Here is a 21,561-nt window from a genome sequence, read left to right as displayed (position 1 = left end):
CGCGTCAAGGGGGCCCGGGCGGTTTGGTCTTCGGGTTGCGTCGTGCATCCGGGCCCCCTTGACACAGTGTGATCGGGCTTCGCCAGGTCGACGGGATGGCAGGCAGGCAGCTCCTCTGGTGGTGGGCTAGCGCCCGTTCGGGGCGGTCCTGGGTGGCCCTGTCCTTCGTTCGTCAGGGGCGTAGTGCTGCTGCCAGGCGGGACGCCGCTGCTCGGGGGTCTTCCGCTTCCGTGATGGCGCGGACCACCACCACCCGGGTCGCGCCCGCGGCCAGTACCTCCGGCAGCCGGGCCTCGTCGATGCCGCCGATCGCGAACCACGGGCGGTCCGGTTTTGCCTCCGCCGTTGCGCGCACCAGGTCCAGGCCCGGTGCCGGGCGGCCCGGCTTCGTCGGGGTTGGCCAGCACGGGCCCGTGCAGAAGTAGTCCACGCCCGGTTCGTCGAACGCCGCCTTCGCCTGGGCCTCGTCGTGGGTTGAGCGGCCGAGCACCACGTCGTCGCCGAGGAGTTTGCGGGCCCAATGCACTGGCAGGTCGTCCTGGCCGAGGTGCAGGATGTCCGCGCCGGCGGCCAGTGCCACGTCCGCGCGGTCGTTCACCGACAGCAGTGCGCCATGCCGGGCGCACGCCTCCGCCAGCACCTCCAGCGCGGCCAGCTCCTCCCGCGCCTCGATGCCCTTCTCCCGCAGCTGGATCGCGTCGACCCCGCCCGCGAGTGCCGCGTCCGCGAACTCCGCCAGGTCCGGGCGGTTTCCCGTGCACAGGTACAGCCGCGCGTCCGCCAGTCGCCGTCGAATCTGGTCTCCGTCTAGTCCAGGCACCCTTGCACGCTATACGGTGGAGGTGGTCCGCACGGGAGTCCAGAGGACTGGGCTGAGAGGGGATCTGCCGATCCCGACCGTCGAACCTGATCCGGATCATGCCGGCGCAGGGAGCGTGAGGGTGCTGTGAATCACACTGTGGTCGTCGTCGGTGGTGGCGTTGTCGGGTTGGCCGTTGCCTGGCGGCTCGCTGCCGACAACGACGTGACGCTCGTTGATCCGGCGCCCGCTCGCGGGGCGTCGTGGGTGGCCGGGGGGATGCTCGCGCCTGTCACCGAGGCGTGGCCCGGGGAGGAGGAACTCCTCGACGTCGGGACCGCATCGCTCGCCTCCTGGCCCGGGTTCGCGGCCGATCTCGGCGTCGAGCTGTTCAGGGAAGGCACCGTCGTCGCCGGGTTCGACGCTGCCGACGCCGCACAGCTCGACATCGTCGCCGACTTCCTCGCCCGGCAGGGGCGGGCCGTCGAGCGGTTGTCCCGGCGGGAGTTGCGGCGGGTCGAGCCGACCATCGGGCCCAGTGTCCGCAGTGGACTCAAGGTGTCCGGGGATCTCGCCGTCGACAACCGGGAGTTGTTGCGGCGCTTGACTTCCCACGCCTACGAGGCCGGGGTTCAGTTCGTCCGGGAGTCCGCTCGCGCGGTGCGCGGCGGTGCGGTGGAGCTGGCCGGGTCCGTGCTGCGGTGCGACACCGCCGTGATCGCCGCCGGGGCGTGGAGTGGTGCGCTGCACCCGGCGCTCGCTTCCGCGGTGCGACCGGTGAAGGGGGAGATCCTGCGGCTGCGTGCCCGGGACGGGACGTTGCCGCCGCCGCGGCACACCGTGCGGGCGCTCGTCGAGTCCCGGCCCATCTACCTGGTGCCTCGGTCCGACGGCGAACTGGTGCTCGGCGCGACGCAGTACGAGGCCGGTTTCGACACCGCGGTGACCGCCGCCGGGGTGCGTGACCTGCTCATGTACGCCGAACGCGTGGTGCCCGCGATCGCGGAGTACGAGCTGGTGGAAACCGCGGCGGGACTGCGTGCCGGCAGCCGGGACAACCTCCCGCTGGTCGGCGCGCTCGAACCGGGGGTGCTGGTCGCGGCCGGGCACCACCGCAACGGCCTGCTGCTCGCCCCGATCACGGCGGACGCGATCCGCGCCATGGTCGCCGGTGCCGAGCCGCCCGCCGAGATCAAGTCAGCGGACCCCGCCCGACTGGAGAGGTGACGTGATGTACGTACGGGTCAACGGCACGGAACGCGAGGTGCCGGACGGCGCGACGGTGACGGAGATGCTCGCGGCCCTCGGCGTGCCTGCCAAGGGGGTCGCGGTCGCGGTCGACAACCAGGTCGTCGCGCGCACCGAGCACGACACGACGGTGGTGCCGGACGGCGCCGACGTCGAGGTCCTGACCGCGGTGCAGGGAGGCTGACATGGACGACCCACTGGTCATCGGCGACCGGCAGTACTCGTCGCGCCTGATCATGGGCACCGGCGGCGCCGCGAACCTCGCGGTGCTGGAGCGCGCGCTGAAGGCGTCGGGCACCGAGCTGACCACGGTGTCCATCCGCCGCGTCGACACCCAGGGCGGCACCGGTGTGCTGGAGGTGCTGGAACGGCTGGGCATCGACCCGCTGCCGAACACCGCGGGCTGCCGCACCGCCGCGGAGGCCGTGCTCACCGCGCGGATGGCCCGCGAGGCGCTGGGCACGTCCTGGGTGAAGCTGGAGGTCGTCGCCGACGACCGCACGCTCCTCCCGGACCCGGTCGAACTGCTGGAAGCCGCGGCGACACTCGTCGACGACGGGTTCACCGTCCTGCCCTACACGAACGACGACCCGGTGCTCGCGCTGCGGCTGGAGGAACTGGGCTGCGTCGCGGTGATGCCGCTGGGCTCGCCGATCGGCACGGGGCTCGGCATCCGCAACCCGCACAACATCGAGCTGATCGTGAAACGCGCGGGCGTCCCGGTGATCCTGGACGCGGGCATCGGCACGGCCTCCGACGCGGCTCTCGCCATGGAACTGGGCTGCTCGGCGGTCCTGCTGGCCACCGCGGTCACCAGGGCAACGGATCCGGAGGCGATGGCAGCGGCCATGCGCCACGGCGTCATGGCGGGCCGCCTGGCCCACAGCGCGGGCCGCGTCCCCCAACGCTTCTGGGCCCAAGCCTCAAGCCCCCCACGCTGACCCCCGAACACCGCGAGTCGCGCTCTCACACATACCGAGTTGTACGTTTCGTGCAGGCCCGATGTGCACGAAACGTACAACTCGATGTGCACGAGAGCGTGACTCGCGGTGTCTGAGAGCGTGACTCGCGGGGCGTGCCGGTGGTCGGCCGGTTTCTCACGCCCGTTCCCGCTGCTGCTCCCGCAGCTCGGCCACTTCCCGCCGCAACGCCCTGACCTCCTCCAGGATCAGCGCGTCCGACGCCGCCTGGTCGGCCGCGTGCCGGTCCTCGGCCTCGACGAGGTCGTTCGCCACCGTCTTCTCCATCCCGCTCACGATCACCGCGATGAACAGGTTCAGCACCGCGAAGCTGGAGATCAGGATGTAGATCACGAAGAAGATCCACGCCAGGGGCGCTTCGGCCATCACCTCGCGCGCGATGTCCGGCCACGCCTCGCCGGTCATGGTCTGGAACAGCGTGAACAGCGTGGTGCCCAGGTCACCGAAGTACTCCGGCGAGATCGTGCCGAACAGCTTCGTCGCCATCACCGCGGCCACGTAGATGATCAACGCCAGCAGCGCGCCGATCGACGCCATGCCGGGCACCGCCGCCAGCAGCCCCGACACCACCCGCCGCATCGCGGGCACCGCCGAGACCAGCCGCAGCGCACGCAGGATCCGCAGCGCGCGCAGCACGGAGAACGGGCCGGACGCCGGGATCAGCGAGATCGCGACGATCACGAAGTCGAAGACGTTCCACGAGTCGCGGAAGAACCGCCAGCCGTGCGCGTACAGGCGCAGCGCCAGCTCCACCGTGAAGATGTAGAGCATCACGTGGTCGGCGACGTGCAGCAGGCCGCCGACCTCGCGCAGCACCACGGGCGACGTCTCGAGCCCCAGTGTGATCGCGTTCACGACGATCACCCAGATGATGAAGTGCTGGAAGCGCTTGTGCTCGACGAACGCACGCACGCGGTCCCTGGGTTTCACGTCAGGAGACTGTAAACGTCCCGTCCTCGGGCAGCCGCCAGAACGCCGAGACTGGTCCCACCCCGCCACCCAGCGGGTACGCGTGCTGCACCGCGTTGGTGACGAACCACTTGCCGAACCGCACGGCGTCCGGGACCGACATGCCACGCGCGAGCGCGGAGGAGATCGACGACGCCATGGTGTCGCCGCCGCCGTGCGTGTGGATCGTGTCGATCCTGGTCGCGGGCAGTTCGAGGAAGTCGTCGCCGTCGTACAGCACGTCCACGCACTGCGGGTCGTCGTGCATGTGACCGCCCTTGACGAGTGCCCACTGTGGACCGAGCGCGTGCAGCGCCTTCGCCGCCTCGCGCGCGTCGGCGTGGGTGCGCACGTCGTGGCCGACCAGCAGGCGCACCTCGTCCAGGTTCGGTGTGACGAGCGTCGCACGCGGGAAGAGCTCGGTGCGCAGCGCTTCCATCGCGTCGTCCAGCAGCAGCGGGTCGCCGTGCATGGACGCCGCGACCGGGTCCACGACGAACGGGATCGTGCCGTCCCGTCCGATGTGGACCCGGTCACACGCCTTGGCCACCGCCTCGATGATCTCGGCGGTGGCGAGCATGCCGGTCTTCGCGGCCTGCACCCCGATGTCGTCGGCGACCGTCTCGATCTGCGCGGCGACGACGTCGGGCGGGATCACCGAGACACCGCTGACGCCGAGCGAGTTCTGCACGGTGACCGCCGTGATCGCGGTCATGCCGTGGACCCCGCACGCGAAGAGCGTGCGGAGGTCGGCCTGCAGCCCCGCACCACCGCCGGAGTCGGACCCGGCGATGGTGAGGACGCGGGGCGGGGTCTCGTTGGGGGTCATGTCAGGAGTCCACCACAGGCAGGTAGACGTGGCGACCGTGCTCGTGGAAACGGTCGGACATCTCCGCCATGCCCGCGTCGATCGCGGCCATGTCGGTGAGCCCGTGCTCCTCCGCGTACTTGCGGACGTCCTGCGTGATGCGCATGGAGCAGAACTTGGGGCCGCACATGGAGCAGAAGTGTGCCGTCTTCGCCGGTTCCGCGGGAAGGGTCTCGTCGTGGAAGTCCCGTGCCGTGTCCGGGTCGAGCGACAGGTTGAACTGGTCGGTCCACCGGAACTCGAACCGGGCCTTGGACAGCGCGTCGTCCCACTCCTGCGCCCGCGGGTGGCCCTTGGCGAGGTCCGCGGAGTGCGCCGCGATCTTGTACGTGATCACGCCGGTCTTCACGTCGTCGCGGTTGGGCAGGCCCAGGTGCTCCTTGGGCGTGACGTAGCAGAGCATCGCGGTACCGAGCCAGCCGATCTGCGCGGCGCCGATCGCGGACGTGATGTGGTCGTAGGCGGGCGCGATGTCCGTCGCGAGTGGACCGAGCGTGTAGAAGGGCGCCTCGCCGCACAGCTCCTCTTCGAGGCGGACGTTCTCGGCGATCTTGTGCATCGGCACGTGGCCGGGGCCCTCGATCATCACCTGCACGTCGTGCTCGCGGGCGATGTGCGTCAGCTCGCCGAGGGTGCGCAGCTCCGCGAACTGGGCCTCGTCGTTGGCGTCGGCGATGGAGCCGGGCCGCAGGCCGTCGCCGAGCGAGAACGTCACGTCGTAGGCGCGGAGGATCTCGCACAGCTCGACGAAGTTGGTGTACAGGAACGACTCCCGGTGGTGCGCGAGGCACCAGGCGGCCATGATCGACCCGCCGCGCGACACGATGCCGGTGACCCGCTTCGCGGTCAGCGGCACGTAGCGCAGCAACACCCCCGCGTGGACGGTCATGTAGTCGACGCCCTGCTCGCACTGCTCGATCACGGTGTCGCGGTAGACCTCCCACGACAGCTGCGTCGGGTCGCCGCCGACCTTCTCGAGGGCCTGGTAGATCGGCACGGTCCCGATCGGCACCGGCGAGTTGCGGATGATCCACTCACGCGTCTCGTGGATCCGTTTGCCGGTCGACAGGTCCATCACGGTGTCGGCGCCCCACCTGGTCGCCCACACCATCTTGTCCACCTCGTCCTCGATGGACGAGGACACGGCCGAGTTGCCGATGTTCGCGTTGATCTTGACGAGGAACTTCTTGCCGATGATCGCCGGCTCGACCTCGGGGTGGTTGCGGTTCACGGGGATGACCGCGCGCCCGATCGCCACCTCCTCGCGGACGAACTCCGGGTCGACCCCCTCGCGCGCGGCGACGAACCGCATCTCCTTGGTGATGATCCCGGCTTTCGCGTACGCCAGCTGGGAAACCGCGCCGTTCAGCGGTTCCCGCTCGGCGATCCAGTCCGCCCGCAGCGGTGTGAGTCCACTATGGACGTCGATGGTCGCGGCGTCGTCGGTGTACGGCCCCGACGTGTCGTACAGCTCGACGTGCTCGCCGTTGGTCAGGTCCACCCGCCGGAACGGGACGCGCAGGCCGTCGACCTCGCGGTACACCTTGCGCGAGCCGGTGATGGGGCCGGTGGTCACGCTGGGGCGCACGGAACGGTCGTCAAGAGCGGTCATGATGGATCTCCCTACGCCGGCATTACCCGGTCAGGTTCGAGCGGTCGGCAGAACCGGGTCCGTGACTGGACACCATCTGCCCTCTCAGCCCGCCAAGGCGCGAGCTCCCGCGTTGATTGAGTTGTCGTTCTCGCCTCCCGACCATAACCAGCCATTCGGGGCACTGCCAAGGGCGAGATCGGCCGGACGGCGATAGCGTGCACGCGTGCACGCCCACCCGGTGGCAGCCAAACCCTGCGCGACCTGCGGAGACCTGACGGGCCGCGGCTACCCGTCATGCGCTGGTTGCGCCGCGGAGGTCGACCGGCCGTGGCTGACGGCGTGGGCGGAACTGCCGGACGCCGACCCCGAACGGGTGGCTGACGCCCCCACCGGTGACTACCCGTGGGCATGCGTCGACTGGGCACTGCGGCAGCTGCGGTGCGCGGGCTGCGGCGGCGAACTCGCCGCGGGCGCCCCCGACTGCGTCGGCTGCGCGACGGCGGACGCGGCCCGCTGGGAACTCGTCCCGCCGACACCCCTCGAACGCGCGCTGCGGACGGCGGTCGTCGCGTTGCGCGCGCCGGCCTGGCGGCGGCAGGCGGTGGCGTCGACGTGGCGGCTGCTGCTGCCGTTCGTGGTCGCGGGTGCCGTGCCGACCGGGGACGAGGTGCGCGCGGTCAGGACCCAGGTGATCGCGGGCCGGTACGAGGAGCTGGCCGCGCTCGAGACGCTGCCGCTCGAGGTGCCGCCGCTGCCGTGGCGCCGGTCAACGGTCCAACGCGAGCCGTAAGCCGAGCCCGATCAGCACCGCGCCGGACAGTCGTTCGATCGTGCGCTGGTGCCGCCGCAGCCAGCCGAGGACGGTGGTGATCAGCCCGGCGATGATCAGATACCAGACGGTGTCGATCACGACCCAGAGCGCGGCGAGGGCGACCAGCGCCCAGCGTCCGGCGCCGGGCGGGACGAACTGCGGCAGGAACGAGATCGCGAACACGGCGAGCTTCGGGTTGGCGAGGTTGACGAGCAACCCGGCCCGGAAGCCGCCGCCGGCCGGTGCGCCGGATTCGCGGTGCTTGCCGAACAGCGCTCGCGCGCCGAACCAGAGCAGGACGACGACGCCTGCGATCCGGAGGGCCTGGTAGGCCATCTCCGATGCGACCAGCAGGACGGACAGGCCGAGGCCCGCGGCCAGCGCCCAGAACGCGACGCCGGTCTCGAGGCCGGCGACGGTCACGAAGGCGGCGCGTCTGCCGCCTCGGACGGATTGTTTGACGAGCATGGCGGTCCCGACGCCGGGGACGATGGCGAGCAGGAAGGAGGCCAGGAGGAAGGCGAGCAGCCCGGTGACGGTCATGCGGCCATGGTGACGTCGAGGACCGACAACGCCCAAGCGAATTGGCTTGGTTGTCCACAGGTGGGGTGGTTGTCCACAGGTGGGGTTTGTGGCCCGGGGGTTGTCGGTGGGTGCCGGTAGACTGGACAGCGGGGTGCCCCCGGGAGTGGTGGGGGCTGCCGTATGTACTGGGGGCTGCGTTTTCGCAGGTCAGCGGCTTTATGGCTGTGTCGCTCGGTGTGGTTGCTTCGTGTTCGGTCCGGCTTGATGGTTTCCTGTTGGTGGGTTTTTCCCTCCGGGGGGGTCCTCGCCGGACGGGCTGGTCTCCGGGATGGCAGCGGGTCGGGCACGGGGCTGGTTTGGCAAGAACTGGTGTCCGGGGGTCTGCCTGCCATCCCGTCGACCTCCCACGGGCTATCACACCGCGTCAAGGGGGCCCGGGCGGTTTGGTCAGCTGGTTGCGTCGTGCGTCCGGGCCCCCTTGACACAGTGTGATCGGGCTTCGCCAGGTCGACGGGATGGCAGGCAGCAGCGCCGTGGTGTGGTGGGCTTGCGCCCTGTTCGGTGCCGTGCGGTTGGTCCGCGCGAGGGGTTGGTCAGCCGACTGTCAGTTCTGTTGGGCGGGCGTAGACGTCGACCATCGCGCCGTTGCGTAGCACGGTGATCGCCAGGTCGGTGCCGATGACCTCCGCGAACAGTTTGCGTTGGATGCCTTGTGCGTCCTGGACCTGTTCGCGGGCTACGGTCAGCACCACGTCGCCCTTGCGTAGTCCTGCTCGGTCCGCCGGGCCGCCGGTCACTACCTCGATCACTCGCAGGCCTGCCTTTTGGCCGTGTCGTTCCGCCACGTCGTCCGGTAGGGGCGTCGGGACGCCGACCACGCCGAGGTAGGCCCTGCGCACGCGTCCTTCGACCATCAGTGTGTCGATGATCCGCCGGGTCGTCGCGTTGATCGGGACTGCCAGGCCCAGGCCGAAGCCCGCCACCGCCGTGTTGATGCCGACCACGCGGCCGTGGGAGTCCGCCAGTGCGCCGCCCGAGTTGCCTGGGTTCAGCGCCGCGTCGGTCTGGATCACGTCCTCGATCACGCGGGCCGCCTGGCCCTGCCGTACCGGCAGCGACCTGCCCAGTGCGCTCACCACGCCCGCCGTCACCGAGCCGGACAGGCCCAGTGGGGAGCCGACCGCCACCACCAGCTGGCCGACGACCAGGTCGTCGGCGTTGCCCAGGTCGGCCGGGGTCGGGGCGGTCCGCGCCTTCAGCACCGCCAGGTCCGACAGCGGGTCCGCGCCGATCACGTCGAAGCCGGACTCCTCGCCGTCCGCGTACGTCGCCTCGCCTCTCGACGAGCCGCCGACCACGTGGGCGTTTGTCAGCAGGTGGCCCTCGTCGGTGAACACCACCGCGGAACCGCCGCCGCGGCGCAGCGTCACGCTCGCCACGTGCGGCGTCAGCGTCCTCGCCACCTCGCTCACCGTGCGCGAGTAGGCGTCCAGCTCGTCGGACATCGCACTCACCGCCAATTACACCGTTGCACCCAATACAAATGTGCGCCGGTGAGTGTTTGTTCCGCGTTCGCCTTCAGCGGACGTCCGCGTTGGCGCCGGTGAGGACCGTCGCGACCGACTCGGTGTCGAGCTTCGGGATCGCCGCGAGGCCCGCCGCGCCGGCCGGTTCCAGCAGCAGGCCCAGCGTGTCCGCGGCCAGTGCCATGGCCGCGCGCAGCTCGTCGTCGGTCACGAGCACCATGTCGTCCACCAGTGCGCGGAGGCGGGTCACCGCCACGGGTTCCGGGCGGCTGATCGCGATCCCCGCCGCGAACGCGTTCTCCTGCTGGACCGTCACCACGGTGCCCCGCCGCCAGCTCTCGGCCAGTGCCGGGGCCGCCTTCGCCGCGACGCCGACGACCCGCACGTCCGGTCGCTTCTCCTTGAGCCAGCACGCGATCCCGCTGATCAGCGCGCCGTCGCCGACCGGGACCACGACCGTGTCGAACGGCTCGGCCGCCAGCTCGACGCCGATCGAGCCCGCGCCCTCCGCGATCGCCGGGTGCAGGCCGTCGCTCAGGTACACGCGGCCCGGGCCCGCCGCCGCGACCGCGGCTTCCTTCGCGTCACCGTCGACCCGGTGCACGGTCGCGCCGGTCGCGGTCATCCGCGCCAGCTTCACCGGGGACGTGCCCGCGGGCACGAACACCTCGGCCCGCAACCCGTGCCGCCGTGCCGCGTACCCGACGGCCTGCCCGAAGTTGCCGCCCGTCGACGAGCACACGACCGTCGAACCGGCGGGCAGCTCGGCGATCGCGAAGTCGGCGCCGCGGCCCTTGAAGCTGCGCAACGGGTTCAGCGTCTCGACCTTCGTCAGCACGCGCCTGCCGAGCCGCGTGCTCAGCTGGTCGTCCACGTACTGCGGGGTGTGCAGGAAGACCGGGTCGATCTCCCGCGCCGCCCTGGCGATGCGGTCGAGGTCGAGGTCCACGCGCTAGACCTCCGGCTCGTCCTCCTCGGCCGGGTTCCACGACAGGCCCGGCTTGCCCCAGCCGTTGCGCTTGAGCATGCGCTTCGACTCCCTGTTGTAGCGGCCGACGAGGCGGTTCAGGTACAGCAGCCCGTCGAGGTGGTCGGTCTCGTGCTGCAGGCAGCGCGCGAAGTAGCCGGTGCCCTCGACCTCGATGGGCTCGCCGTCGAGGTCCTGCCCGGTGACCTTCGCCCACTGCGCGCGGCCGGTCGGGAACGACTCGCCCGGCACGGACAGGCAGCCCTCGAGGTCGTTGTCGGGGTCCGGCATGGTCTCGGGCCGCTCGGACGTCTCGAGCACCGGGTTCACGACCACGCCGCGGTGCCGCACGCCCTCGTCGTCAGGGCAGTCGTACACGAACACGCGCAGGTCGACGCCGATCTGGTTGGCCGCGAGGCCGACGCCGCGAGCGGCCGCCATGGTCTCGAACATGTCGTCGACCAGCGTGCGAAGTTCGTCGTCGAACTTGTCGATCTTGCGCACGGGGGTGTGCAGCACGGGGTCGCCTGCGATCCGGATCGGGTGAACGGCCATGCGCGGAACTGTAGTCAACCGGGTGCGTTGTCCCGGCGGGGACGGCGGTAGCGTGATGTAATGGCACCCGGAAATCACATGCGTGTGATTCCCTTCGGACCCGACCTGGTGGCGAGGAGCCAGATGGACGCCGCGGAGTTGCCGGCAGAGCCCGAGGGTGGCCTGCCCGCAGCCGGTGAGCTGACGCAGCGCGAACGCGAGATCCTGGCGTTCGAGCGCCAGTGGTGGAAGTACGCGGGCGCCAAGGAGCAGGCGATCCGTGAACTGTTCGACATGTCGCCGACGCGGTACTACCAGCTGGTCAACCGGCTGATCGACAAGAGCGACGCGCTCGCCGCCGACCCGATGCTGGTCAAGCGGCTGCGCCGGTTGCGGACCACCCGTCAGCGCGCCCGGATGGCGCCGAGGCTGGGTGCCGAGCGGCAATGACCTCGCCCGATTCCGGTTCGACGCGGCCACTGCGGGTCGCGGGCGTCGCGCTGCTCGGCGTGGCGGCGGTGGCGCTCGTCATCGGGCTGATCACCATGTTCGGCGGCAACGGTGACGGCCGCGCCGACGGCAACGGCGAGGAACGGCCGCCGGAGCCGACGTCCTCGGAGTCGTCGACCCTGCCGGGCAACCCGCCGTCGTCGCGGACCACGTCGAAGTCCGTGCCGCCCACGACGACGAAGTCCGAGGCCCCGACCACGACGACGACCACGACCACGGGCACGGTCCCGCCCGGCGACGGCAACGGCGAGCCGGAGAAGACGGTGCCCGTTCGGGTGCTGAACAACAGCAAGATCAAGGGCCTGGCCGCGACCGCGAGCGACGACCTGAAGGCCGACGGCTGGCAGGTCGTGTCGATCGGCAACTACTCGGCGACGAACCTGCCCGAGACGACGGTGTTCTTCCGCCCGGGCACCTCCGAGGAGGAGGCGGCGCGCGCGCTGGCGACGGCGTTCGGGCTGGCGGTCGCGCCCAGGATCGAGACGCTCGCCGACCAGCCGGCCGGGGTGATCGTCGTGGTGACGAACGACTACGCCGACACGGGCGGCGGCAAGAACGAGGGCTGACGCCCCGCGAGTCGCGTTCTCACGCATACCGAGTTGTACGTTTCATGCAGGTGCCGCCTGCACGAAACGTACAACTCGTTGTGCACGAGAGCGTGACTCGCGAGGGGTCAGCGGGACTTGGCGTAGGACTCCAGGGCTGCCAGTTGGGCTGGATCCAGGCTTGCTTTCACCGACTCGCGGGCCCTCGTGACGTGGGTGGAGGTCACTTCCGTGGCTTCCAGGGACTCGCGCATCGCCGTCAGGGCAGCTTCCCGGATCAGCGCCGCGCAGTCCGCTGCCGAGTAGCCCTCGAGCGACGCCGCCAGTTCCGCCAGGTCCACGTCGGACGCCAGCGGCGTGTTGCGGGCCGCGGCCTTCAGGATCTCCGTGCGGGCGTCCGCGTCCGGCGGCGGGACGTAGATCAGGCGCTCCAGCCGGCCGGGCCGCAGGAGCGCCGGGTCGATCAGCTCAGGACGGTTCGTCGCGCCCAGGACCACCACGTCCCGCAGCGGTTCCACGCCGTCCAGTTCCGTCAGCAGCGCGGCCACCACGCGGTCGGCCACGCCCGAGTCCGACGACTGGCCACGCCTCGGCGCCAGCGCGTCCACCTCGTCCAGGAACACCATCGCGGGCGCCGCCTCCGCCGCGCGGCGGAACAGCTCGCGCACCGCGCGCTCCGACTCGCCGACCCACTTGTCCATCAGCTCGGCGCCCTTGACCGCGATCACGTTCAACCGGCCCGTGCCCGCCAGCGCACGCACCAGGAACGTCTTCCCGCAGCCGGGCGGCCCGTACAGCAGCACCCCGCGCGGCGGCTCGACGCCCAGGCGCGCGAACGAGTCCGGGTACCGCAGCGGCCACAGCACGGTCTCCGTCAGCGACTGCTTGACCTCCTTCATGTCGCCGACCTGCGCCAGCGTCAGCCCGCCCGTCTGCAGGCTGTCCGAAGTGGACAGCGCGGTGGGCCGGACCGTGGACAGCGCGCCGGTGAGGTCGTCCGCGGTGATGGCCGACGCCGAGCGGACCGCGGCGCGCACCGCGGCCTCCCTGCGCAGCGCGACCAGGTCCGCCGCGACGAAGCCGGGGGTGCGTTCCGCCAGCGCCCCGAAGTCCACATCGGACTCCACGGGCACGTCCCGCAGCAGCACGCGCAGCAGCTCGGTCCGCGCCCGCGCGTCGGGCAGCGGCACCGACACCGAACGGTCCAGCAGGTCGACGGACCGGGCCCGCGGGTCGACGGCCTCCGGGTGCGCCGACGTCGCCACCACCGCGAACCCCGGGTTCCGCACCGCCGCGCGCAGCGTCTCGATCACCACGGTCGCGATCGGCGGGGGACTGGTCGCGGGGAGCAGCGCGTCGATGTCGGTGATCAGCAGCACCGACGGGGTGCGCGCGACCGCCGACTCGATCGCCGCCGACAGCTTCGCCGCGCCCGCGTTCGGTTCCAGCGCCGCGAGTGTCGGCGCGGCCAGCTCGACGACCTCCGCCTCCGCCGCGTGCGCCACCGACCGCACCACGGTCGCCTTGCCGACGCCCTCCGGGCCGGTCAGCAGCACCCCCAGCTGTGCGGTCGCCCCGAGCGCGGTCAGCAGCTCCGGCCGTTTGAACGCCAGGTCGAACCACTCGGTGAGCCGGTCCGCCGCCTCCTTGGCGCCGATGAGGTCCGACACGGGCGGCGGGGGCGCGGACGGCACGACCACCGGCTCGACGTCCACCTGCCGCGGCTCCTCCGTCACCACCGAACCACCCGGGCCCGCCAGGACCGCGGCGGCGGCGCGCTCACCGGTGCGGGCGCCGTCCCGCCAACCGACCACAGTGGACGGGTGGACGGCGACCGCGCCGGCGGGCTCGGTGGCGGTGACGGTCAGCAGCTCGTTCGTCCAGGTCGTGCCGATGGCGCGGGACAGCTTGCCGCGCACGGCGTTCACGTCGGAGCCCGGTGCGGGCGCGAGGTCCTGGGGCAGCAGCGACACGGCGTCGCCGACCGTGAGGATCTTGCCGATCAACGCCAGCCGCACGGTCTCCGGCGTCAGCGACGCGGCCGCCAGCCGGGAGCCGGCGAGCGTCAGCGTCCTGGCCGGCTGCACGTCGGCGGGGGACACGACGACCTCGCCGCCCTCGGTCACGCCGATGTTCGACATGGTGATGTCGTCCAGCAGCACGACGCCGGGCGGGCCGTCGCCCTCGGCGGCCAGCGCCGCGCTGACCCGGGCGCCGGTCAGCTTGACCCCGTCCCACGGCTCGAGGCCCAGCGCGTCGAGCACCTCGGGGTGCAGCCGCACCAGTCCGCGCCGCGAGTCGAGCGCGGACGGGGACAGCCGGACGGTCAGCGTGATCTCTGGCATGCCGCCGACCCTACTGGTCGTCGCCTCGCGAAGTGGTTGGTCTGGACTGGTTGCGCCGCAGGCCGATGCGCCGCCAGTTGCGGCCGCGCACCGCGCCGCGGCGCATGCGGGTCGCGTCGGGCGGCAGGGCCACCGCACGCACGTGGTCACCGCCGCGGCGCGACAACGCCGCACGGGCGGCGCCCGCGACGCGCCGCATCGGCGGCCGCAGCCCGAGTCGCCGTCCCGCCCCGTGCGCACGGCGGATGGCGCGCCGCTCCTTGGGCGGCACGTCCCACGCCTCGGGGTGGTTGGCGAGCCAGTGGTTGCGGCGCACCGCGTACGGGATGTGCGCCAGGTAGACCAGCAGGGCGGTGGCCAGCGCCAGCAACGGGTAGGTGATCACGGCCGCGGCCAGCAGGCCGGTGAGCACCAGCAGCGGCGCGACCGCCTTCGCGGGCACCTTGATCGTCTTGAGCGACAGCGTCGGGATGCGGCTGATCAGCAGCGCCGCGATGCCGACGGTCCACGCCATCACCACGACGTCGGTGTTCCACCAGCCGTCGCCGCCGATCTGCAGCGTCAGGATCAGCGGCAGCAGCGCCGACAGGCCACCCGCGGGCGCGGGCACGCCGACGAAGAACTCCTTGGCGTACGGCGGTTGCTCGGTGTCGTCGAGCAGCGTGTTGAACCGCGCGAGCCGGAGAATTATGCAGACGGCGAACACCAGCGCGACGACCCAGCCGACCCGGTTGCCCTGGAACTGCCACACGTACAGCACCAGTGCGGGCGCGACGCCGAAGGAGATGGCGTCGGCGAGCGAGTCCAGCTCGGCGCCCATCTTGCTGGTGGCGTCGAGCAGCCGCGCGATGCGGCCGTCGAGGCTGTCGAGCACCGCGGCGACCGCGATCGCCGCGATCGCCGCCTGGAACTGCTTGGCCAGCGCGAACTGCACCGCGGAGAGGCCTGCGCACATGGCCAGCACGGTGATGGCGTTCGGCAGCACCCGAACGCCCGCGGACGCGCGGCCCACGACCCGGCCTGCCACTGTCTCAGGCCTCCGGCAGTTCGGCGAGCACGGTCTCGCCGCCGATGGTGCGCTGGCCCGGCTCGACCAGCACCTTCGAGTCGACCGGGACGTAGATGTCCACCCGGGAGCCGAAGCGGATCAGCCCGTAGGTGTCGCCGACGGCGACCTTGTCACCCTCCGCGACCTGGCACACGATCCGCCGGGCGATCAGGCCCGCGATCTGCACGACCACGATGTCGGTGCCGTTCTCCGTGGTCAGCAGCAGCGAGTTGCGCTCGTTGTCCTCGCTGGCCTTGTCCAGGTCGGCCGACAGGAACTTGCCCGGCTTGTACACCGCGCGGGTGACGACGCCGGACACCGGCGCGCGCTGGACGTGCACGTCGAACACGGACAGGAACACCGAGATCCGCAGGCGCTCGCCCGCGGGCAGGCCCAGCTCGGCGGGCGGCTCGGCCAGCACGACGTGCGACACCGCGCCGTCGGCCGCGGAGACGACCAGGCCGGAGCGGGTCGGGGCGACGCGCTTGGGCTCGCGGAAGAACCAGGCGACCGCACCCGCCAGCACGAAACCGACGACGCCGAGCCGTCGGGACACGCGGCGCAGCAGCAGCGCCACACCGGCGGCGCCGAGCGCGAACGGGCGCCCCGCCGGGTGCATGGGCGGCACGACGCTCCTGGTCAGGGCGATGATGTGGGCGAGACGGCCCGAGTCGGGGCCCTCGTGGGATTCGGTCATCAACCGGGACATTCCTCGCAAACGGGTGCGGCTCTCTACGCACCACGCTACGCCGGTCGCGGAGGGTGACGTCACGGGAGACCCGAACCGGCCGACCGTGCACCCCCCGACGACGTGCACGTGCCGGCCGGTTGGGCCGAAAAACACTGAGCGCACAGTGTATGCGCACACACGAGTCGTGAGCAATAGCCGAAAGTAGGTCAGTGACTACGGGCGGTTACGCGCGATCGCCTGGATCAGCTGCAGCACCGCCAGCAGCACGATCGCGCCGAGCACCGCGACACCGAGGCTCGGGAAGTCGAACTCCCACGTCTTCTCCTCGCCCGTGAAGGCCCGGTAGAGCAGCCCGCCGAGGGCCGCGCCGACCACCCCGACGAGGATGCTGACCAGGCAACCCTGCCGCCTGCGGTACTTGCCGCCCACGACGACGTTCGCCACCCAGCCTGCGATGGCCCCGAACACGACCCACGCGATGAACCCCACGTGATCAGCCTACGTCGCACCGCCGATGAGCAGGACGTCCACGACGTCACCCGCCGCGATCACCTCGGCGTGCTCCGGCACCTCGATGAGGCAGTTCGACGCCGCGAAGGACGCGAGCAGGTGAGAGCCGGGGCCGCCGACCGGAGTAACCACGTCCCCCGCGAGGCGGCCGCGCCGGTACTGCCGCCGCGCCGACGGCGACCGCAGCTCCGCCGCCGACCGCGCCTTCACGCGCGGCCGGTGGATCACCGCGTGGCCCATGGCGGCGAGCAGCGCGGGCCGCAGGAACAGCTCGAACGACAGCGCCGCGCTCACCGGGTTGCCCGGCAGCGTCACGACCGGCAGGCCCTTGAACGTGCCGGACCCCTGCGGCCCGCCCGGCTGCACGGCGACCCGCAGGAACTCCACGCCCTGCCCGGTCAGCGCGTCCTTGACCACCTCGTACGCGCCCGCGCTCACCCCGCCCGAGGTGACCAGCAGGTCGACCCGGCCGAGGTGCTCGGCGATGGCCGCGTGGAACGCGTCGACGTCGTCCGGCACGAACCGCAGCACGGTCGCCTCGCCGCCGATCTCGCGCACGGCGGCCGCCAGCAGCACGCTGTTCGACTCGTAGATCTGCCCGTGCAGCAGCGGGTTGCCCGGCGCGACCAGCTCCGACCCGGTCGACAGGACCAGCACCCGGACCGGCCGGTGCACGGGCAGCTCGGCCAGCCCGATCGCGGCCGCGAGCCCCAGCTGCGGCGACCCGAGCACGGTGCCCGCGCGCAGGACCCTGTCACCGGCCGTGACGTCCTCGCCCGCCCGCCGGATGTGCGTGCCCGGCGCGACCGGCGCGCGCACCGCGACCCGCTGCACGCCGCCGTCGGTGTCCTCGACCTTCACCACCGCGTCCGCGCCGGGCGGGATCGCCGCGCCCGTCATGATCCGGTGCGCGGTGCCGGGCAGCAGCGGCACGATGTCCGTCCTGCCCGCCGGGATGTCCACCGGCACCGGCAGGGCGACCGCGGCGTGCCGTTCCGCGTCCGCAACGTCGGCCGACTGGACCGCGTAGCCGTCCATCGCCGAGTTGTCGAACGGCGGCAGCGACACCGCGGACACCAGGTCCTCGGCGAGCACCAGGCCGACGCAGTCCAGTGCGGGCCGGAGCGTCACCGGGGTCGGCCGGATGAGCGCGGCGATCCGCGCGCGGTAGTCGTCGACGGAGATCGGTGTCTTGGCCACGTACCGCATCCTGCCGGTTCACTGATCGTGCGTGCCAGACTGCACCCCGACCGGAACACGATCACGGAGGGCACGGTGCAGGTCCGCACTCGGCACACCCCGGCGTTCGGCGTCGCCCGGCTGCTGCTGGCGCCAGGAGAGGCGGTCCAGGCCGACTACGCCTCGATGCTCGCCACGAGCTACGGCGTCGTGGTCGACGTCAGGGCCAAGGGCGGCTCGCGGAGCAGATCCGTGCGGGCGGTGTTCACCGCGCCCGCGGAGGGCGGCTGGGTGGACGTGGCGCCCGCGCTGCCCGGCGACATCTACACGCTCGAACTGGACGGCGTGAACGGCTGGTGCGTGTCGCGGGGCTGCTGGCTCGCCGCGCCCGGGACCGTGCGCACCGACCCGAACTGGGCGGGGTTCCGCAACCTCTTCGGCGCCGAGGCGGGCTTCGTCGAGCACGTCTCCGGCGTCGGCACCCTGGTGATCGCCGCGTGCGGCTCGCTCGACGTGGTGACCCTCGACCAGGGCGAGTTGATCACCGTCGACCCCGCCTACCTGCTGGCGTACTCGGAGATGACGCAGTCGCGGCTGCGCGCGGTGAGCCAGTCGATGCACCAGTCCGTGCGCACCGGGGAGGGGCTGCTGCTGGACTTCGCCGGACCTGGTCAGTTGCTGATTCAGACGCGCAACGCACGGGCGGTGGCGGCACAGCTCGGCGGATCCGGTAACGGTCGATGACGGATAGGCCCAACCCTGCGCGGGCCACACACGCCGGACGTTAGGCTTTGTCACGACGACGAATGAATGGATGAGTGGTGGCGGAGGACCTCACCGGGCGTCGCCTGGGGCATTACCGGATCGACGGTGTGCTCGGCAAGGGCGGCATGAGCGTGATGTACCGCGCCACGGACATCCGCCTCGGCCGCAAGGTGGCGCTGAAGGTCATCGCGGAACACCTCACCGAGGACCCCGAGTTCCGGGAGCGGTTCGTCGACGAGGCACGCAACACCTCGGCCATCGACCACGCGAACGTGGTGCCGCTGTACGACTTCGGTGAGGTCGACGGCCTGCTCTACATCGCGATGCGGCTCGTCGACGGGTCCGACCTCGCGTCGCTGATCAAGAACCGGCCGCTGGAGCCGGAACGGGCGGTCGCCCTGCTGTCGCAGGTCGCGGAGGCGCTCGACAACCTGCACGAGCGCGGGCTCGTGCACCTCGACGTCAAGCCGGCGAACGTGCTGGTCACCAGCCGCGAGTCGACCGCGGAACACGTCTACGTCGCCGACTTCGGGCTGACCCGCCGCGGCGCGACCGGGCACCGCACGCGCGGTGGCGACTTCCTCGGCTCGCCCACCTACGCGGCGCCGGAACACCTGCGCGGCGAGCCGGTGGACGCGCGCACCGACGCGTACTCGCTGGCGTGCGTGCTGTTCGCGTGCCTCGCGGGCCGGCCGCCGTTCCAGGGCGCGGTGCCCGAGGTCATCCAGGGGCACCTCAACCGCGAACCACCGTCGCTGACCGAGGTGGCGCCGTCGCTGCCGCCCGCCATCGACGAGGTCATCCGGCGCGGCATGGCGAAGAGCCCGGCCAACCGGTACGCGTCCTGCCGCGAGCTGATCGCCGCCGCGAAGCAGGCGCTGGCGCAGCCGGTGCGCAGGCCGCCCGCCGTGCCCGTCGGGCAGCGGCCAGGGCCGCAGCAGACCACGCCGTTCCGGCCGCAGCAGCCGCAGGCGACGCCGCCCAGCGGGTACCAGCGCCCGCCCATGTCGTCGTCGGAGCCGGTGCGGCTGCGCCCGCCCGTGCCCGTCGGCGCGAGCACGGCGTTCACGTCGTCGGACTCCTCCGGCGGCAACCGGTGGCTCGCGCCGGTGCTCGTCGGCGTCGTGGCGATCGGCCTGATCGTGGCGGCGATCTTCTTCTTCAACTCCGGTGACCAGCCGTCCGGCCCGGGCGGCGGCGAGCAGGAGACCACGACCACCACGACGAAGAGCGTGCCGTCCATCAAGGTGGGCGGCGACTCCGGTGACTCGGGTGGCTCCTCCGACGACGAGGACCCGTCCGAGACGTCCGGTCGCTGACCTGGTCTTCTTGCACTCTCGCGGGGAGAGTGCTAAACACGGGGTTGGCACTCGATACGTCGGAGTGCCAAGTTGAGGTCGGGACGGTGAGGCCGGGGGTCCCCGGTCGTCCGTCGCGGGCACCGAGCCTGGCCACGCAACGTGAACTTCCGACCGGAGGACTTACACCGCAATGGCCAAGTTGATCGCGTTCGACGAGGACGCGCGCCGCGGTCTCGAGCGGGGCCTGAACACCCTCGCCGATGCCGTCAAGGTGACGCTCGGCCCCCGTGGCCGCAACGTCGTGCTCGAGAAGAAGTGGGGCGCGCCCACCATCACCAACGATGGTGTCTCCATCGCCAAGGAGATCGAGCTCGAGGACCCGTGGGAGAAGATCGGGGCCGAGCTCGTCAAAGAGGTCGCCAAGAAGACCGACGACGTCGCGGGTGACGGCACCACCACCGCCACCGTGCTCGCCCAGGCGCTGGTCCGCGAGGGCCTGCGCAACGTGGCCGCCGGTGCGGACCCGCTGTCGCTGAAGCGCGGCATCGAGCAGGCCGTCGAGGCCATCACCGAGCAGCTCCACAAGGCCTCCCGTGAGGTCGAGACCAAGGAGCAGATCGCCGCGACCGCGTCGATCTCCGCCGCTGACACCACGATCGGCGAGCTCATCGCCGAGGCGCTGGACAAGGTCGGCAAGGAGGGCGTCGTCACCGTCGAGGAGAGCAACGCGCTCGGCATGGAGCTGGAGCTCACCGAGGGCATGCGCTTCGACAAGGGCTACCTGGCCGGTTACTTCGTGACCGACCCGGAGCGCCAGGAGGCCGTCCTCGAGGACCCGTACATCCTCCTGTACGGCTCGAAGATCTCCGCCGTCAAGGACCTGCTCCCGGTGCTGGAGAAGGTCATGCAGGCGTCGAAGCCGCTGCTGATCATCGCTGAGGACGTCGAGGGCGAGGCCCTGGCGACCCTGGTGGTCAACAAGATCCGCGGCACCTTCAAGTCCGTCGCCGTCAAGGCCCCGGGCTTCGGCGACCGCCGCAAGGCGATCCTGCAGGACATCGCCACCCTGACCGGTGGCCAGGTCATCTCCGAGGACGTGGGCCTCAAGCTGGAGAACGCCGACATCTCGCTGCTGGGCCGCGCCCGCAAGGTCGTCGTGACCAAGGACGAGACCACGATCGTCGAGGGTGCCGGTGACGCGGAGCAGATCCAGGGCCGCGTGAACCAGATCCGCAACGACATCGCGAACTCCGACTCGGACTACGACCGCGAGAAGCTGCAGGAGCGCCTGGCCAAGCTGGCCGGCGGCGTGGCCGTCATCAAGGCCGGTGCCGCGACCGAGGTCGAGCTCAAGGAGCGCAAGCACCGCATCGAGGACGCGGTGCGCAACGCCAAGGCCGCCGTCGAGGAGGGCATCGTCGCCGGTGGTGGCGTCGCGCTGCTCCAGGCCGCCGAGGAGGCCTTCGCGGGCCTCAAGCTCACGGGCGACGAGGCGACCGGCGCCAACATCGTCAAGGTGGCCGTCGAGGCCCCGCTGAAGCAGATCGCTGTGAACGCGGGCCACGAAGGTGGCGTCGTCGTGGAGCGCGTGAAGGGCCTGCCGCAGGGCCACGGCCTGAACGCCGCCACGGGCGAGTACGAGGACCTGCTCGCGGCCGGCGTGCCGGACCCGACCAAGGTCACCCGCTCGGCGCTGCAGAACGCCGCGTCGATCGCCGCGCTGTTCCTGACGACGGAGGCCGTCGTCGCGGACAAGCCGGAGAAGGCAGCCGCCCCCGCGGGCGGCGGCGACCCGACCGGCGGCATGGACTTCTGATCCAGCCGTAGCTCAACGGAACGGCCCCGAGTGCTCAAGCACCCGGGGCCG

The 21,561-nt window shown here is 71.6% G+C and carries 22 protein-coding genes and 2 riboswitches; of the genes, 9 read left to right on the top strand and 13 right to left on the bottom strand.

From position 1 onward, the window contains the following. Positions 1–172: 172 nt before the first annotated feature. On the bottom strand, positions 173–820 hold the full coding sequence (thiE, locus tag ACYQ77_RS33800; protein ID WP_459718714.1) for a thiamine phosphate synthase: 648 nt from the start codon (positions 818–820) through the stop codon (positions 173–175). A 21-nt stretch (positions 821–841) separates the two neighbouring features. Further along, positions 842–950, top strand: a riboswitch (TPP riboswitch). Between thiE and thiO the strand changes: the two genes are divergently transcribed. The 3 genes from thiO (at position 947) to thiG (ending at position 2,988) form a co-directional block, all read left to right on the top strand. Next, positions 947–2,026: a glycine oxidase ThiO gene (gene thiO / locus ACYQ77_RS33795; protein WP_459718712.1), complete on the top strand. Its 1,080-nt coding sequence runs from the start codon at positions 947–949 to the stop codon at positions 2,024–2,026. (Overlaps the previous riboswitch by 4 nt.) Before the next feature lie 4 nt (positions 2,027–2,030). Then, entirely contained in the window at positions 2,031–2,231 is a 201-nt protein-coding gene (thiS, locus tag ACYQ77_RS33790; RefSeq protein ID WP_459718709.1) for a sulfur carrier protein ThiS, read from the top strand. A gap of 1 nt (position 2,232) precedes the next feature. Then, on the top strand, positions 2,233–2,988 hold the full coding sequence (thiG, locus tag ACYQ77_RS33785; RefSeq protein WP_459718706.1) for a thiazole synthase: 756 nt from the start codon (positions 2,233–2,235) through the stop codon (positions 2,986–2,988). A 156-nt stretch (positions 2,989–3,144) separates the two neighbouring features. Here the strand turns inward: thiG and ACYQ77_RS33780 are convergent, their stop codons facing one another. From ACYQ77_RS33780 to thiC, 3 genes are all read right to left on the bottom strand, one after another. Beyond that, the gene (locus ACYQ77_RS33780; RefSeq protein WP_459718703.1) at positions 3,145–3,957 is read right to left on the bottom strand and encodes an ion transporter; all 813 of its coding nucleotides are present in this window, start codon (positions 3,955–3,957) and stop codon (positions 3,145–3,147) included. A gap of 1 nt (position 3,958) precedes the next feature. Next, positions 3,959–4,804, bottom strand: coding sequence for a bifunctional hydroxymethylpyrimidine kinase/phosphomethylpyrimidine kinase (gene thiD / locus ACYQ77_RS33775; RefSeq protein WP_459718700.1), 846 nt, complete (start codon positions 4,802–4,804; stop codon positions 3,959–3,961). 1 nt (position 4,805) lies between these two features. Beyond that, positions 4,806–6,455 carry a phosphomethylpyrimidine synthase ThiC gene (thiC, locus tag ACYQ77_RS33770; RefSeq protein WP_459718697.1) on the bottom strand — a complete coding sequence of 550 codons (1,650 nt, stop codon included), beginning with the start codon at positions 6,453–6,455 and terminating at the stop codon, positions 4,806–4,808. Beyond that, positions 6,447–6,576, bottom strand: a riboswitch (TPP riboswitch). (Overlaps the previous gene by 9 nt.) Positions 6,577–6,660: 84 nt before the next feature. Here thiC and ACYQ77_RS33765 point away from each other — a divergent pair. Further along, on the top strand, positions 6,661–7,227 hold the full coding sequence (locus ACYQ77_RS33765; RefSeq protein ID WP_459718694.1) for a hypothetical protein: 567 nt from the start codon (positions 6,661–6,663) through the stop codon (positions 7,225–7,227). Here ACYQ77_RS33765 and ACYQ77_RS33760 read toward each other — a convergent pair. From ACYQ77_RS33760 to ACYQ77_RS33745, 4 genes are all read right to left on the bottom strand, one after another. Continuing rightward, a complete protein-coding gene (locus ACYQ77_RS33760; protein WP_459718692.1) occupies positions 7,204–7,791 on the bottom strand; it encodes a LysE family translocator in 588 nt (195 codons plus the stop codon). The genes ACYQ77_RS33765 and ACYQ77_RS33760 overlap by 24 nt on opposite strands. Positions 7,792–8,366: 575 nt before the next feature. After that, entirely contained in the window at positions 8,367–9,278 is a 912-nt protein-coding gene (locus ACYQ77_RS33755; RefSeq protein WP_459718689.1) for a S1C family serine protease, read from the bottom strand. 73 nt (positions 9,279–9,351) lie between these two features. Beyond that, a complete protein-coding gene (locus tag ACYQ77_RS33750; RefSeq protein ID WP_459718686.1) occupies positions 9,352–10,248 on the bottom strand; it encodes a threonine ammonia-lyase in 897 nt (298 codons plus the stop codon). Between the two features lie 3 nt (positions 10,249–10,251). Then, a complete protein-coding gene (locus ACYQ77_RS33745) occupies positions 10,252–10,821 on the bottom strand; it encodes a peptide deformylase (RefSeq protein WP_459718684.1) in 570 nt (189 codons plus the stop codon). A gap of 123 nt (positions 10,822–10,944) precedes the next feature. Here ACYQ77_RS33745 and ACYQ77_RS33740 point away from each other — a divergent pair, with 123 nt between their 5' ends. Both ACYQ77_RS33740 and ACYQ77_RS33735 read left to right on the top strand, forming a co-directional pair. After that, positions 10,945–11,250, top strand: a complete 306-nt coding sequence (locus ACYQ77_RS33740; protein ID WP_459719405.1) for a DUF3263 domain-containing protein — start codon at positions 10,945–10,947, stop codon at positions 11,248–11,250. Beyond that, a complete protein-coding gene (locus tag ACYQ77_RS33735) occupies positions 11,247–11,876 on the top strand; it encodes a LytR C-terminal domain-containing protein (protein ID WP_459718681.1) in 630 nt (209 codons plus the stop codon). Before ACYQ77_RS33740 ends, ACYQ77_RS33735 begins: the two co-directional genes overlap by 4 nt. A 107-nt stretch (positions 11,877–11,983) precedes the next feature. Here ACYQ77_RS33735 and ACYQ77_RS33730 read toward each other — a convergent pair whose 3' ends face one another. From ACYQ77_RS33730 to moeA, 5 genes are all read right to left on the bottom strand, one after another. Then, positions 11,984–14,200 (bottom strand): AAA family ATPase, encoded by a 2,217-nt coding sequence (locus ACYQ77_RS33730; RefSeq protein ID WP_459718679.1) that lies wholly within the window; start codon positions 14,198–14,200, stop codon positions 11,984–11,986. 10 nt (positions 14,201–14,210) lie between these two features. Next, positions 14,211–15,155, bottom strand: coding sequence for a CDP-diacylglycerol--serine O-phosphatidyltransferase (gene pssA / locus ACYQ77_RS33725; RefSeq protein WP_459719403.1), 945 nt, complete (start codon positions 15,153–15,155; stop codon positions 14,211–14,213). 76 nt (positions 15,156–15,231) lie between these two features. Next, positions 15,232–15,945: a phosphatidylserine decarboxylase gene (locus ACYQ77_RS33720; RefSeq protein WP_459718676.1), complete on the bottom strand. Its 714-nt coding sequence runs from the start codon at positions 15,943–15,945 to the stop codon at positions 15,232–15,234. 207 nt (positions 15,946–16,152) lie between these two features. Further along, on the bottom strand, positions 16,153–16,428 hold the full coding sequence (locus tag ACYQ77_RS33715) for a GlsB/YeaQ/YmgE family stress response membrane protein (RefSeq protein ID WP_459718673.1): 276 nt from the start codon (positions 16,426–16,428) through the stop codon (positions 16,153–16,155). Positions 16,429–16,437: 9 nt separating this feature from the next. Next, positions 16,438–17,658 carry a molybdopterin molybdotransferase MoeA gene (gene moeA, locus ACYQ77_RS33710; protein WP_459718670.1) on the bottom strand — a complete coding sequence of 407 codons (1,221 nt, stop codon included), beginning with the start codon at positions 17,656–17,658 and terminating at the stop codon, positions 16,438–16,440. Between the two features lie 66 nt (positions 17,659–17,724). Here moeA and ACYQ77_RS33705 point away from each other — a divergent pair, with 66 nt between their 5' ends. The 3 genes from ACYQ77_RS33705 (at position 17,725) to groL (ending at position 21,510) form a co-directional block, all read left to right on the top strand. Further along, a complete protein-coding gene (locus ACYQ77_RS33705; protein WP_459719401.1) occupies positions 17,725–18,372 on the top strand; it encodes an AIM24 family protein in 648 nt (215 codons plus the stop codon). Positions 18,373–18,449: 77 nt separating this feature from the next. Continuing rightward, positions 18,450–19,712, top strand: a complete 1,263-nt coding sequence (locus ACYQ77_RS33700) for a serine/threonine-protein kinase (RefSeq protein ID WP_459718667.1) — start codon at positions 18,450–18,452, stop codon at positions 19,710–19,712. Positions 19,713–19,884: 172 nt separating this feature from the next. Further along, positions 19,885–21,510: a chaperonin GroEL gene (gene groL, locus ACYQ77_RS33695; protein ID WP_459718664.1), complete on the top strand. Its 1,626-nt coding sequence runs from the start codon at positions 19,885–19,887 to the stop codon at positions 21,508–21,510. Positions 21,511–21,561: the final 51 nt, after the last annotated feature.

Source organism: Actinophytocola sp. KF-1, assembly GCF_054661535.1.
Note: the sequence above shows the minus strand (reverse complement) of the source record. Positions and strands in the feature narration are given on the sequence as shown.